This is a genomic window from Bradyrhizobium sp. RDI18, from assembly GCF_043203335.1.
Taxonomy (GTDB): domain Bacteria; phylum Pseudomonadota; class Alphaproteobacteria; order Rhizobiales; family Xanthobacteraceae; genus Bradyrhizobium; species Bradyrhizobium retamae.
Window position 1 is genome coordinate 2,727,294 of record NZ_JBICRN010000008.1, and the last position, 14,055, is coordinate 2,741,348.

A 14,055-nucleotide genomic window follows, 5' to 3' on the forward strand; every position below is an offset into this window, starting at 1 on the left:
ATTTGATCGCGCGCAGTTTCGGATGGTGTGAGGCCTGATCGTTGGGCCATTTCTCCGGCTGGAAACAGCTTGGAGAATTGGATGCCGACGAGGAGGGTTATCATGCGCCAGGTGCGCGAGATTGTGAGGTTGAGCCTTGAGGCTGGGCTCTCGACGCGCGTGGTTGGCGAGCGTGTCGGCGTCGGGCCGACGACGGTACGTGACACGCTGAAGCGGTTTGCGCGCGCGGGTCTGGCATGGCCAGTCCCGGAAGCGATAAGCGACGCCGAGCTGGAGCAGCTGCTGTACGGGGTTCCTGGCGTGAAGCCGGGCCGCCGCAAGGTGGCCGAGCCTGACTGGTCCGTTATTGCCCGCGAGCTCAAGCGCAAGCACGTGACCTTGCAGGTGCTGTGGGACGAGTACATTGCAGAGCATCCGGACGGCTATCGGTACAGCCGGTTCTGTGACTTGTTCCGCAACTGGGAAGGTCGGCTGCCGCTCGTGATGCGCCAGCACCACGGCGGGGGCGAGAAATTGTTTGTCGACTATGCCGGCGACACGGTGCCGGTGGTTGACCGTAAGACTGGCGAGGTGCGTGACGCGCACATCTTCGTCGCGGTCATGGGCGCATCCAGCTTGTCGTTCGCGCTGGCGACGTGGACCGAGCAACTCGGCGACTGGATCGCGGGACATAACGCGGCCTTCAGCTTTTTTGGCGGCGCGACGCAACTGCTGGTGCCCGACAACGCCAAGGTCGCGGTGATCAAGGCCTGCCTCTATGACCCTATGGTCAACCGCAGCTATAGCGATATGGCGCAGCATTACGGCACGGCGATTTTGCCGGCACGGCCGCGTCGCCCGAGAGATAAGGCTAAGGTTGAGGCCTGCGTCGGAATCATCGAGCGTTGGCTGCTGGGGCGGCTGCGCAACCGAACTTTTTACAGCCTGGCCGAACTCAACGGTGCGATCGCCGAGTGGCTGACCAAGCTCAATGACGGACGGGTGCTGCGCCAGTATGGCCGCACACGGCGCCAGTTGTTCGAGGAAATTGACGCGCCGAATCTTAAACCGCTTCCCGGCGAGCCGTGGGTCCATGCCGAATGGCGCCGATGCCGGGTCGGGCTCGACTATCACGTCGAGATCGAACGACACTACTACTCGGTGCCCTATCGCTTCGCCCGTCGCGAGGTAGAAGCGCGGATCTGTGCGCGAACGGTTGAAATCTTCCTGGGGGCGAGCGTATCGCCGCGCACATGCGCGGCAGCGGCAACGGGCGGCACACGACGATCAGCGCCCACATGCCTTCCAGCCACCGGCGCTACGGCGAGTGGACGCCGGCAAAGATCCGCAGCGAGGCAAGCCGGATCGGCCCGATGCTGCGCCTGCTGATCGACCGGATCATCGAGGATCGGCCGCATCCCGAACAGGGCTATCGTTCGTGCCTGGGGATCATCCGTCTTGAGAAGCGCTTTGGCGCCGAGCGCCTCGAGGCGGCCGCGCTGCGCGCGATTGAGATCCAGGCTCGCAACTACCCAAGCGTCAAATCGATCCTCGAGAAGGGGCTCGATCGCGTTGCAACGCCCGCGTCCGCCGAGCGCGAGCCGATCATACACACCAACATCAGAGGCTCGGACTATTACCACTAAGGAGAGAAAATGCTGACACACCCCACACTCCACTTGCTTACCCGGCTCGGCCTTACTGGCATGGCCGAGGCCTTCACGAGCCTCGCCGAGAACGAGGAGGTCCGGGGTCTCGCTCACGCCGAATGGCTGGCGTTGCTGCTGGACCACGAAGCGACCTGGCGCAACAACCGGCGCCTGGCGCTTCGTCTTCGCAAGGCAAAGCTGCGTCATCATGCCGTGCCCGAGGATATCGACTATCGCGCCCCCGTGGGCTCGACCGCCGCTTGTTCGACATGCTGCTCAAGGGAGACTGGATCAAAAACCATGAGAATTGCGCCATTGTCGGGCCAACCGGCGTCGGGAAAAGCTGGCTTGGCTGTGCGCTTGGTCACAAGGCCTGCCGGGACAACCACTCTGTACTTTACACTCGGCTGCCGCGGTTGTTCGAAGAACTGGACCTTGCCCGGGGCGACGGCCGACTCACTTCGCGGATGAAGAGCATCGCCGCCGTCGAGCTCCTGATTTTGGACGATTGGGGCCTCCAAGCCATCGACGCCAATGCCCGTCATTATCTGCTCGAAATCCTTGAAGACCGTTACGGCCGTCGATCAACACTCGTCACCAGCCAGCTTCCAATTGCCAAATGGCATGAGCTCATAAATGACCCAACTTACGCTGATGCCATACTTGATCGCCTGCTTCACAACGCTCACAGGCTCGAACTGAACGGTGACTCCATGCGTCGCCCGCCGGTTCTTCCTCGGCCTTGATTACATCGTCGGCCGATGAAGACCGAGACTGCAGCCCGCGAAGCTGACCGGCCGCTACGGCACTGTTGGGGGTGCGCGTCCAGTCAGCTTCGCTCCGTCGAGCGACACCATCAAATATGAGACGTGATCTCTTCGGCAGCCGCTTGACCACGGGCTGACGATAGTGCCAATTGCCTTTAACGATCGGGGGCTTCTACATGCGCGCGATCAGATTGGAACGCTGCGCGGCATCAGATTGGAATAACTGCGCGCGATCATTGGAATCCGCAGCCAAGGTCGTCACATCGGACGGTTGGGATACCGCCTTGCCAGTGATGCAAGCGCCTACGACACGGTCTATGCACACACGCGCAAGTCGAATATTGCCTCGCGACGCGCGGCCGAAGAAGCAGGATTCGTGGATGCCGGCGTAGCCGAAGTTAAACAGTTGATTATGGTCCGGCGGCGAGATGCGGCAACATAACGTCGTTCCAGCTGCATTGAAGGTCTCCGCTCGTGTGGACCTCCTGCAGCTCTTCTTCGGCATCCGGCCGGCTGTCCGTACGCCGCTCCGTCAGGTCGAAAAACACGAAATCGAGCGGTCTTTGCGTTCGCCGCATACTCTAGGTGTTCATATGGCGATGGATATCGACGGTTTCGTAGTTTTCTCGAACTCGGCGGCATTGAGCCGGCGAATCCTTGACAGCGACGGCGGCGCTGGCGATCACACCTAACGGCTAGGCCGAGAGGTTGGATACCCGCATTGCTGTTGCTTGAAGGCGGTCTCGTTTGGCGATGAAGGATTAGAGCATTGGGCAAAGGAGTTAGCCCGAGGCCCCTTCGAGGGCATCTTCCAAACTATCGATCCACGCGGTTACCCTGAGGGGGAGGCCCTGATCAGTCACTTACCATGCTCTCAACGTTGTTGCTTTTCCTTGCGGATGGCATCGGCGATGCGGCGCGAACTGAGCCGCCACTCTGTGGGTTCTATGTTCTCGTGCCGATTCAATGTACGGACGCGGTGCCTGAGTCCGCCGGCACGCCCCTCTCTCCAACGACGTGGTTTCTCGTTCATGGAGTATGGGCGACCACTGTTGTCGCGGCGTATCTCGATGCCGTACGGGTTTAGGGGCTGCGCCGCGTGCGACCAGATTATGCCCCGGCGGCGTCGAATCCGGGATCGTTCTCCTCTCCTTCCCGTGATCTGAGACCTTGATTTGTCAACCTAAGCCGCTGACTTGCTTCAACCGAAAGCTTTCCATAGACAGCAGCTCGAGAGATGTCGGCCGTCGCATCGACGCCCCTCCGGTGACCAACGCGCCGTTGGTGAATTCACCGGAAAGCTCGTCGCCGCCTGGCTGATCCCTTTTCGCCGATTCCCGCACGTTAGCGCGACGGCTCTGGTCGTTACTTCCTGCTCCGCGACGGCGTCAACACACGGCCGTGACTATCTCAGAGATGTGCCCGAACATGAAACCGGATTTCAGTGATCGCGCCGGCTCAGTCGTTGTCGCTCGATTCCGCCAATGTGCTCGCGGATCTCAACGGGTCACATGCGCTGGCTTTGTCACGAGTAGATTTCATTTCGCGGGCGACAACCGCGAAATGGCTCGAGATCGCCGGGCGCGCGACTTTAATCGACGCGTTCAGCGCGAGCCAATTGGCTTCCCGCCCGGTGACCTTGATTTCAAAAGTAGCAACAATCTGGATGTCTGCGGTCCAGCGAGGAGGTTCTTGCGCCTATCAGATAAGTTGATTCAAATTAGGCGGCCCTGGGCGCCTGCGGCTTTGAGCGACGACCATCGCCGTCGATGGCGCCGCGCCCTACCACGCGATGTTGATCGCCCGATTTATTGACGGTGTGATGCTCGGTTGCGCGATTGTCCCAGATTGCAACGTCGCCCAATCTCCAGCTCCAGCACACGGTATTTTCCGGCGCGGTTAGGTAGGATTGAAGCAGGTCGAACAGCTTCTGGCTGGAATATTCCTCCAGGCCGACGAAGTGCTGCACGAAACGTCCGATCACGAGCATGCGTTCGCCGGTCTCGGGATGGACGCGAACGACCGGATACGCGGTTTCGTAGATTGTTCCGGTGAATACATCGTCAAAATGGTTCTTGTCCGCCTCCGTGGCGCGCCCGGCCACGGTGTAATCATAGGCATTGCAGCGTCCCGCCCAGAGGTTGTCGACAAGCATCCGCAGCGGCTCCGGAAGGGCAAGATATGCAGCCGCGGTGCTCGACCAAACGATCTCACCGCCATAAGGCGGGATCACGGCGCCGCGAACCACCGAGATCTTTGGACAGGCATCACCGAAGCTGACATCCACGTGCATCTGGTCGGCCGGACCGCTCCTGCGCCCCAACGCCATTTCCGGGGTAGACGCACCCTTGGTCGTACGGGTTGTGGGACACGGTATCAGCGAGCCAAGTCGGATAGCAAAGCACTGCTGCTCGGCATCATCGAGATGTCTCTGATCACGGAAGAAGATGATCTTATGCTCGAGAAGCAGCCGGCTAATGGCTCGGATGACCTCGTCTGACAACTCGTCCGATAGCCTGATGTTCTTGATCTCGGCACCAAGCCGGGCCGCGTGCTTGATGATATCCGCTCGCGGAATGACATTATGAATGGTCGTCGCGTTGCTCATGATCATCTCACACTCGTGATGCCTAGACAAAGCTCCGCGATGCATAGTCGCGAGACCGACGGTGGAGCCCAACTAAGTCATTTGGGTGACGGGGCCCTACTCGGCCGCAACGTGCTCCGTTAGCCGCAACAAAGCCAAGCAGGATCGTCGGACCACAACCATCTTATGATCTGCTCCGTCGCGATCAGGATCCAGTTTTGCATCGGCCCCGATCAGATGAAGGAACTCGCGGACAACGTTTCCAGGATCGGCATGCAGCATGATGTACGACCTCGTTCTGATATTGCAATCATAAGGACAATCGATGTCCAGTCCATGAAACGAAACCAGCTTTCTTTTCGATGGCGAGCAATGTTTCGCTTCGTCGGCAAGCAAAGCCCTGAAATATTTTGGATGACGTTTGGTCGACCATGTCACGCGATCCGCAATAGGTACAATCGAGGCGAAAAAAGACGAACGGATTAGCTCTCGGCCTTACCTCATCAGTGTGATCGCACAGATACTTCTGCATGACTTTATACAGGACTCTACCATGCGTAGTATGATTATTGCACGTCTATCTGACGTACTCAGCAACATTTTGTTCCCGGTATTCGATTCAATGTGTGCTTGTTTCATCCACCTGTCACATATGGATCAACTTTCCGACTTCTCGCGGAGCAAGAGATCGATGCGACATGTGCGCCTGTTCGACTCCGACTGCAGTTTAACCGTCGATTCTATTACTCGCTTTGCGAGATCCATAATTGAGGAACGTCGCGGTCCAGGTGACCTCGCTGACAATCAGGTGGCGGCGCGGTCCTGGCTCGCAGCCTATCGGGACGTGCGCTGCCATTCATCGACAGAGACGATCCGCGCAGCACTCGTAGTGCAGACGCTTAAGAGGACAACCGGTGCAACCCCGACGATATCCTAGAAAACTGTCCAGCGGGCCAGATGAAGTGCGAGAAGGAGCAAGACCGGTCGGAAAGCTAACCAAGCCTTGAAATATTGAGTTAACACGAAGAGATCTTCGTGCCGGGCATTGGCCGTGGCGGGCCTGCGCTGCGTAAAAACAGCCCTGTGACCGGGAAAGGCCTGCGCTGGAACGGCGCCGAACCCCTCCCTACTTGCTCAGGAGCTTCTCGTGCACGTCCAGCTGGCGGCCACCTTGCGCCATCGCTACCCCGCGTTCTCTTACCAGATTGACCGCTCCGATCTTGAACTCGCGACCGCACTTTTCTTTTCATCCGCGACTTTCGTCTGCATAAGACACCCATTCCTCCATCAGACAGACAGCAGCTCACTTCAGTCAAACTTGTAGGAGGCCTGGAAGAACGTGCCCCATCGCTCCATGCTGTACTTCGCAAGTGTAGGGGCCTGAAAGAAGGTACCCAGAGCGCTGCAGCTGCTGCAGGTGAAGGTGACATTGCTGTCGTTTTTGGTCCACATGGCCCAATACCGGGCTCCAACGCCAACGCTGAAATTCCTGGTGAGAAAGTAGGATAGAATGCAGTAGACCTAGGTCTTCGCGGCGCGCGCTCTCAGCGGCAGCGACTATACGCCTGCGAAACTGACCGAAAGAGATGCCCAAATGATTCAATTTCGTCGAGACCGGCTCTAGCAGCGCGAACTTGGCTTGTGATGACCAGGCTTTGACGCCGTCGATCTCCTCGATACTGTCGAGGATCGAACGATATCCCTTTGGAAAGCCAAGGCCAGCGTCGATGTTCTTGATGAAGCCGGCGGGAAGGTGAAAGAGCGCCTCATCCACAGCGTTTTCATCTTCGGGCGATTCAACATCGAAACCTTCTAGGAGCCTGTCCAGTTAGCTTTGGGAAGGCAGTTTTATCTTGATAATGGCGGCTCAGGCGGCCCTTGCGAGCTTGACGAGGTTGTGAGCGGTGCAGATGAGCGCCCATTCTGCGCTGACCTTTTCGATGCCGCGCAGCAGGAATTGCCTGAACCCTCTTGCCTGTTTGATCTGTCCGAAGACGGCTTCGACGATCTGCTTGCGCAAGCGGTAGCGACTTCGGTAGCCGGCGCGCTTGAGCTTGGTGCTCATCCTGGCGATCAGCGAGCCGGGTCTTGAAGCCTTTTTCGCGGTGGCGGATTTGGTGCCGTGCTTCTGCCTTCCGGTGGCGATGTAGCCCTCGATGCGCCGCCGTTTGATCGTGCGAAGATTGGCGTCGGAGCAGTAGCCGGCGTCGGCCGATACTTCGTCGGGATTGGTCCCCAGATTGGCCCTGATCCCGTCGAGCAACGGCGCCAGTTGCGCCTGATCGCTGGAGGAACTGGTCAGCGTCTGCGCCACGATGATCTGATGGGCACCATCGACCGCGGCCTGGGCGTTGTAGCCCTGGATGTAACCGTCCTTGGTCTTCAGGATGCGGCTTTCCGGGTCGGTGAAATTGCGTTGCGCCTTGCCGTCGGGCTCCGTGTTCGGCGGCGCGGACGTCTTGCCGTTCTTTTTGCCCCCTTCGGCGATGCGGCGCTCCTCGGCTTCGGCCCGCGCCTTGCGCTCCGCCTCGGCTGCGGCCTTGGCTTCGGCCTCCAGCGCGGCCTTGGCCTCGCGGATCTTCTCAAGCCGCTTCTGCTTGTCGGCCACCCAATCGGGCATCTCGTCGCCGCGCTTGTCGCCGTAGAGCTTATCCTCCTGCGCATCGGCGGCCTCCGCCGCCTTGAGCCAGCGGTCGACCTCCGCTGCAAGCTCCGCTTCCCGCTTCTTCATGCGATCATAGCTCATCGCCTTGTGCTTGGACGCGTTCGCCTTGATCTTGGTGCCGTCGAGCGCAACGTGCCCGAGCTTCACCAACCCGGCCTTCTCGGCCAGCTTCAACACCTGCACGAACAGGTCGGCCAGCGCCTTCAGGTGCCGCCGCCGGAACTCTGAGATCGTGCGGAAATCCGGCGCATCGCCCGCCACGATCATCATGAAATCCGCCCGCTCCACCGCCGCCCTGGCGATCCGCCGCGACGAGTAGATACCGCTCGCGTAGCCGTGCAGAAGCAGCGCCGTCAGCATCCGAGGATCGAACGGCGGCTGCCCCAGCCCGCTTCGGTAGCTGCCTATGATCGCCGATAGATCAAGGCTTTCCCTGACCAGCGACACGATCAGCCGCGAAACGTGGTCCCTCGGCACATAATCCTGCACGCTCGGCGGCAGAAGCTGGGCCTCGTCGATCTTCCAGGGGCGAAATTCCTTGCTCATGGCTGCGCAAGGAATCAGACTCGCTCCCTCTTGACCAGTCACTACTCAGACAGGCTCCTAGGACAATCTCTTCGTTTCGGTCGTACTTGGCTTCAAAGTATCGCTATGCGAGGTGAATCGGGCGAATGAGAATTGTTGACTTGGTGGCGTCGAAACAGATGACTTCCTTGATGGGCAACGGATCCGGAATGGGCTGACCCGGTTTGCCTGCTCTTGATTGTGGCGACCAACGCTACGCGTTAGCGAATTTCTGATCTAGCCAGAGGTCTAGGTTGGCCTTTGCGGCACCGCAGGTCACTGGATTGGCGCTATATGAACTCGAAAAGAGCGTACTCGTACGATCTGTCGAATAATGCGCCTCGAAGACATCGGCGCGGCAGAGCGTCACGGCGAGCGGAAGCGTCCCTCCCGTGAGGCGTCATATAGCTCTCTGCGCCGCGCTGGATCGCGGGCCGTTCGGTTGCGGCCTACCAGGCTGCGATCTCCAGCGGCACCGCCATCGGCAGCTGGGGCTGGGGCCGCCTGACCGATACCCCTGGCGTTGAGATCGCGCTGCTGGTTTCCTCCGCGCTCATGCTGCTCTCGCCGCTGCTTGGGTTATGACTGCGCATGCCGCACATCGGCGTGGTGAGAACGCTGAGGCTCTGTCCCATCCCGAGGTGCGGCTTGCGCTCACCGGGCGCAGCGTGCCGCTTGTGGTCGAAATCGAATATCGGGTGGCGCAGGAGAAGGCGCGGGCCTTTCACAAAGGGATGCAGGACGTGCAGCTGTCGCGGCAACGGAGTGGCGCCTATGGCTGGTCGATTGCTCGCGATATCGCCGATCCCGAAACGCTATCTCTGCCCGACGTTGACGCCAACTCAGCCGCTCGACGCGCTCAGAGCGCGCGCTGGATCGGCAGGCGGTGGCTTTCCACATCGGCTATGAGCCCGTGCGTATCGGCGGTATGCTAGTCATCTGGAACGCAAGTTCGTTACATTATATGATAGCTCGAATCTCTCGATAGAGGAGAGCGCTTGTGACGAATGCGGGTGTGAGAGGCCGGCCCATCGCGCCGTTGGTGCTGAGTGCGCAGGAGCGGGCGTACTTAGAAAGGCAAGTTCGTCGTCATCGTGTTGCCCGGTCGCTATCTGAGCGGTGCCGCGCGATCCTGCGGTGTGCGGATGGCTTGCCAAGCAAGTCCGTGGCTGCCGAACTCGGCATCCATGAACACACCGTTGGCAAGTGGCGCCGCCGATTTCTGAAGGATCGCTGTGACGGCCTGCTTGACGAAGCCCGCCCTGGCCGCCCTCGCACCATCAACGACGATCAGGTTGCGGCTGTGATCGAGCGGACGTTGCGCACGACGCCAGCCGATGCGACGCACTGGTCGATCCGATCGATGGCTGCGGAAACTGGCTTTTCCCACACCACGATCCGCCGAATGTGGCCGGCGTTCGGCTTGCAGCCGCACCGCAGCCAGACATTCAAGCTGTCGAGCGATCCGCTGTTCGTCGACAAGGTGCGCGATATCGTCGGCCTTTACCTATCCCCACCGAACCGAGCCCTTGTTCTCAGCATCGATGAGAAGAGCCAGATTCAGGCGCTCGATCGCGAGCAACCGATCTTACCGATGATGCCTGGCGTGCCGGAACGTCGTACGCACGGTTATCTGCGGCATGGTACGACCACGCTGTTTGCAGCACTCGATATCGCCTCGGGGTTCGTCATCGGCAAATGCTACAAGCGCCACCGGGCAGTTGAGTTCTTGAAGTTTTTAAAGGAGATCGATGCTCAAGTTCCTGAAGGGCTCGATGTCCACATAGTCATGGACAACTACGCCACCCACAAGACACCCAAGGTCAAAGCGTGGCTCGCCCGCTGCCCGCATTATCATGTCCACTTCACGCCGACTTCCGCGTCATGGATCAATCAGGTCGAGCGCTGGTTCGCTGAACTCACCAGAAAGCAGATCCAGCGAGGTGTTCACACCTCCGTCAGGCAGCTCGAGGCCGACATCCGCTCCTTCATCGACCTGCACAACAAAAACCCGAAGCCCTTCAAATGGACCAAGTCCGCAGACCAGATTTTGGCTTCGGTCAAACGCTTCTGCCACAAAGCCCAGCAGACTTTATGTGGTGAACTTTAGATTCACGTGACTAGGAGCCTGTCTGAGTAGTGACTGGTCAAGAGGGAGCGAGTCTGATTCCTTGCGCAGCCATGAGCAAGGAATTTCGCCCCTGGAAGATCGACGAGGCCCAGCTTCTGCCGCCGAGCGTGCAGGATTATGTGCCGAGGGACCACGTTTCGCGGCTGATCGTGTCGCTGGTCAGGGAAAGCCTTGATCTATCGGCGATCATAGGCAGCTACCGAAGCGGGCTGGGGCAGCCGCCGTTCGATCCTCGGATGCTGACGGCGCTGCTTCTGCACGGCTACGCGAGCGGTATCTACTCGTCGCGGCGGATCGCCAGGGCGGCGGTGGAGCGGGCGGATTTCATGATGATCGTGGCGGGCGATGCGCCGGACTTCCGCACGATCTCAGAGTTCCGGCGGCGGCACCTGAAGGCGCTGGCCGACCTGTTCGTGCAGGTGTTGAAGCTGGCCGAGAAGGCCGGGTTGGTGAAGCTCGGGCACGTTGCGCTCGACGGCACCAAGATCAAGGCGAACGCGTCCAAGCACAAGGCGATGAGCTATGATCGCATGAAGAAGCGGGAAGCGGAGCTTGCAGCGGAGGTCGACCGCTGGCTCAAGGCGGCGGAGGCCGCCGATGCGCAGGAGGATAAGCTCTACGGCGACAAGCGCGGCGACGAGATGCCCGATTGGGTGGCCGACAAGCAGAAGCGGCTTGAGAAGATCCGCGAGGCCAAGGCCGCGCTGGAGGCCGAAGCCAAGGCCGCAGCCGAGGCGGAGCGCAAGGCGCGGGCCGAAGCCGAGGAGCGCCGCATCGCCGAAGGGGGCAAAAAGAACGGCAAGACGTCCGCGCCGCCGAACACGGAGCCCGACGGCAAGGCGCAACGCAATTTCACCGACCCGGAAAGCCGCATCCTGAAGACCAAGGACGGTTACATCCAGGGCTACAACGCCCAGGCCGCGGTCGATGGTGCCCATCAGATCATCGTGGCGCAGACGCTGACCAGTTCCTCCAGCGATCAGGCGCAACTGGCGCCGTTGCTCGACGGGATCAGGGCCAATCTGGGGACCAATCCCGACGAAGTATCGGCCGACGCCGGCTACTGCTCCGACGCCAATCTTCGCACGATCAAACGGCGGCGCATCGAGGGCTACATCGCCACCGGAAGGCAGAAGCACGGCACCAAATCCGCCACCGCGAAAAAGGCTTCAAGACCCGGCTCGCTGATCGCCAGGATGAGCACCAAGCTCAAGCGCGCCGGCTACCGAAGTCGCTACCGCTTGCGCAAGCAGATCGTCGAAGCCGTCTTCGGACAGATCAAACAGGCAAGAGGGTTCAGGCAATTCCTGCTGCGCGGCATCGAAAAGGTCAGCGCAGAATGGGCGCTCATCTGCACCGCTCACAACCTCGTCAAGCTCGCAAGGGCCGCCTGAGCCGCCATTATCAAGATAAAACTGCCTTCCCAAAGCTAACTGGACAGGCTCCTAGGGCGCCCGTTCGGATCAGTGCGCTGGAGGGAAGACGTATCCGACCGCGCAGCGGTCGAAGTCCTGCCCTGGGGAATTGCAATCGGGATGCCGAGCAGCCGCATGCCGCCCGACGCCTTCGCGCCGTACCGGCTGCGGTTTGTAGGCGCCCTCAAGCGACCGGGCCCGGATCGTAGGCCAGTGCTCTTTCAGGTAGGCCGGCAGCTCACCGACGGTCATCCCGTCGACGCCTGCCGTACCCTTGTTGCGCTTCACTTGCGCCAACGCTTTCTTCAGATTCTCACGCTCGATTACTGCTTCCAGGTCCTGCGACCGCCGGGCGTGCGAGACTAGCCATCGCCGCGCTTGCTTCGGTCTCTCGGACGGCGGCGCTTTGGGCTTCACCCTGCGCTCCGGTGACCGAGTTCAGCTCAACCTGATTCTTCTGCCGCATGGCTCGCACGAGATCGACTGCTCTACTACCACTTCCACCGTTCGGGCCTTCGGCGGCGCGCTACCTAATATGCCCTCTGCTGACTTCTGCGCTGCGGTCAGGCCGCCTTGCGGCGCCCTCAGTCTCGTTGCCGAGACACAGCACAGACCTCCCGAGGTAAGACCGACCGCCTTCTCCGCATACCCGCCGAATTTACTACCCACCCCCTCGATGGCTGTGGACTTCGCGATCATTTGCTCGCTCGTCCGGTCGGGTAGGCCTCGTTATTCGGTTCTTGTCCATCGGGTCGCGGATTTGCTCCACGCTTTCTTCAGACCCCACCTCACGATGACGCCCTTGCGCTTCGCTAACCCTCCGCCACCATCAGGCTGGGTAGAGGACTTCCACCCCCAAGCTGTCGTTCATACTCGGCACACAAAAGAAGGCCACTCCGATGGAGTGGCCCAAGTCAGGGAGGAAAGCCCTTGAGGGGCCTCTGGGATCAGGCCGCAGCCTGTTCGATCGGTGAGAATGGCAGGCCGAGACTCTCGGCTACGGCCCTGTACGTTAGCCGGCCGCGGTGGACATTGAGGCCTGCGCGCAGATGCGGATTTTCGAGCACGGCGGAAAATCCCTTGTTGGCCAGAGCCAAACCAAATGGCAGCGTGGCATTATTCAGGGCCTGGCTCGAGGTGAGTGGGACAGCTCCGGGCATATTGGCGACGCAGTAATGAATGACGCCGTCCACCTCGTAAGTTGGATCAGCATGGGTCGTCGGACGCGATGTCTCGAAGCAGCCACCTTGATCAATGGCGACGTCAACGATCACCGAGCCCTTCCGCATCGAGCTCAACATGGCGCGGCTCACAAGTTTCGGCGCGCTCGCGCCGGGAACGAGCACCGCACCGACAACTACGTCTGCCGCAAATACCTCTTCCTCCACAGCGTCTATTGTCGAGAACCTGGTACGAACGCGCCCTTCAAATAGTTCGTCCAGCTCGCGAAGCCGCGGTATCGAACAGTCGAGGATCGTGACCTCGGCACCCAAGCCCGCCGCCATCCGTGCCGCATGCGTACCGACAACGCCGCCTCCAATTACCACGATACGGGCCGGCTGGACACCCGGCACGCCCCCGATCAACAGCCCCCGGCCACCCGCATACCGTTTCAGGGCGCTGCCTGCCGCTTCGATCGCAAGCCTCCCCGCGACCTCGCTCATCGGCGCAAGCAGCGGAAGCCCGCGATGGGCATCGGTGACAGTTTCGTAGGCGATTGCGGTGCACCCAGATTCTAGCAGGCCTTTAGCCTGCTCCGGGTCTGGCGCCAGATGCAGATAAGTGAAGAGGATCTGCTTCTCTCGCAGCTGGGTCCATTCGGACGGCTGGGGCTCCTTGACCTTTACGATCATCTCGCTCGATGCAAAGACCTCGTGCGTGGAGTCCAGAATGGTTGCGCCAGCTTTGCGATAATTGTCATCTGTAGCGCCAATGCCGCCGCCGGCATTGGTCTCGACCAGCACGCTGTGGCCAGCGGCCACATATTCGCGTACGGCTCCCGGCGTCAGGCCCACGCGATATTCGTGCGTCTTGATTTCCTTGGGAACACCGACCTTCACTTGCAATCTCCTAACTTGGACGGCCGCTTTTATATCGAAAGAGCGGCGCAAATCTGCGGCGCAGGCGACCAAGCAACGCCGGAATTCAGCGATTCTTAGCAGCGTCACGCAGGATTCCATCCGAATGACACTCCAGCGCCGAGCGCAGCACCAACGTGCGGATATTCGAATGGAATTATCCAGCGCCAGCGCGCAATAGCGCGCCGGCAGCGCGCGCAGAGACGCGGCGTGCGGCCCA

Annotated in this window: 9 protein-coding genes and 4 pseudogenes; 6 read left to right on the forward strand and 7 right to left on the reverse strand. The window is 60.4% G+C overall.

The genetic code is table 11. From position 1 onward, the window contains the following. The first annotated feature begins 102 nt into the window (after positions 1–102). A pseudogene (istA, locus tag ACFXS9_RS22265) lies at positions 103–1,625 on the forward strand (IS21 family transposase). Positions 1,626–1,634: 9 nt separating this feature from the next. Next, positions 1,635–2,374 (forward strand): annotated as a pseudogene (gene istB / locus ACFXS9_RS22270) (IS21-like element helper ATPase IstB). 193 nt (positions 2,375–2,567) lie between these two features. Here the strand turns inward: istB and ACFXS9_RS22275 are convergent. Next, a complete protein-coding gene (locus ACFXS9_RS22275; RefSeq protein ID WP_392692079.1) occupies positions 2,568–2,900 on the reverse strand; it encodes a hypothetical protein in 333 nt (110 codons plus the stop codon). A gap of 939 nt (positions 2,901–3,839) precedes the next feature. On the opposite strand from ACFXS9_RS22275, the gene ACFXS9_RS22280 reads away from it, so the two are divergent. Then, a complete protein-coding gene (locus tag ACFXS9_RS22280) occupies positions 3,840–4,109 on the forward strand; it encodes a hypothetical protein (RefSeq protein WP_392692082.1) in 270 nt (89 codons plus the stop codon). 6 nt (positions 4,110–4,115) lie between these two features. Here ACFXS9_RS22280 and ACFXS9_RS22285 read toward each other — a convergent pair whose 3' ends face one another. The 4 genes and pseudogenes from ACFXS9_RS22285 to ACFXS9_RS22300 form a co-directional block, all read right to left on the reverse strand. Then, positions 4,116–5,003, reverse strand: coding sequence for a TauD/TfdA dioxygenase family protein (locus tag ACFXS9_RS22285; protein ID WP_392699946.1), 888 nt, complete (start codon positions 5,001–5,003; stop codon positions 4,116–4,118). A 1,291-nt stretch (positions 5,004–6,294) separates the two neighbouring features. Beyond that, positions 6,295–6,756, reverse strand: a complete 462-nt coding sequence (locus ACFXS9_RS22290) for a hypothetical protein (protein WP_392692085.1) — start codon at positions 6,754–6,756, stop codon at positions 6,295–6,297. 93 nt (positions 6,757–6,849) lie between these two features. After that, positions 6,850–8,193: an IS1182 family transposase gene (locus tag ACFXS9_RS22295; RefSeq protein ID WP_057846620.1), complete on the reverse strand. Its 1,344-nt coding sequence runs from the start codon at positions 8,191–8,193 to the stop codon at positions 6,850–6,852. Between the two features lie 250 nt (positions 8,194–8,443). Beyond that, positions 8,444–8,608: pseudogene (locus ACFXS9_RS22300) on the reverse strand (adenosylmethionine--8-amino-7-oxononanoate aminotransferase BioA); the annotation flags it as partial. Positions 8,609–8,619: 11 nt separating this feature from the next. Between ACFXS9_RS22300 and ACFXS9_RS22305 the strand changes: the two are divergent. From ACFXS9_RS22305 to ACFXS9_RS22315, 3 genes and pseudogenes are all read left to right on the forward strand, one after another. Continuing rightward, a pseudogene (locus tag ACFXS9_RS22305) lies at positions 8,620–9,145 on the forward strand (MFS transporter); the annotation flags it as partial. Between the two features lie 66 nt (positions 9,146–9,211). Then, entirely contained in the window at positions 9,212–10,321 is a 1,110-nt protein-coding gene (locus tag ACFXS9_RS22310) for an IS630 family transposase (RefSeq protein ID WP_392692088.1), read from the forward strand. A gap of 71 nt (positions 10,322–10,392) precedes the next feature. Then, positions 10,393–11,736 (forward strand): IS1182 family transposase, encoded by a 1,344-nt coding sequence (locus ACFXS9_RS22315; RefSeq protein ID WP_057846620.1) that lies wholly within the window; start codon positions 10,393–10,395, stop codon positions 11,734–11,736. 69 nt (positions 11,737–11,805) lie between these two features. On the opposite strand, the gene ACFXS9_RS22320 is transcribed toward ACFXS9_RS22315, so the two are convergent. Then, entirely contained in the window at positions 11,806–12,174 is a 369-nt protein-coding gene (locus ACFXS9_RS22320) for a hypothetical protein (RefSeq protein ID WP_392692090.1), read from the reverse strand. Positions 12,175–12,704: 530 nt separating this feature from the next. After that, positions 12,705–13,817, reverse strand: coding sequence for an alanine dehydrogenase (gene ald / locus ACFXS9_RS22325; RefSeq protein ID WP_392692093.1), 1,113 nt, complete (start codon positions 13,815–13,817; stop codon positions 12,705–12,707). Positions 13,818–14,055 lie beyond the last annotated feature (238 nt).

Excerpts from the sequence above, each read along its gene's own strand:
- ACFXS9_RS22295 (WP_057846620.1), bottom strand. The coding sequence starts at position 8,193 with ATGAGCAAGGAATTTCGCCCCTGGAAGATCGACGAGGCCCAGCTTCTG.
- ACFXS9_RS22285 (WP_392699946.1), bottom strand. The coding sequence starts at position 5,003 with ATGAGCAACGCGACGACCATTCATAATGTCATTCCGCGAGCGGATATC.
- ACFXS9_RS22275 (WP_392692079.1), bottom strand. The coding sequence starts at position 2,900 with ATGCCGAAGAAGAGCTGCAGGAGGTCCACACGAGCGGAGACCTTCAAT.
- ACFXS9_RS22315 (WP_057846620.1), top strand. The coding sequence starts at position 10,393 with ATGAGCAAGGAATTTCGCCCCTGGAAGATCGACGAGGCCCAGCTTCTG.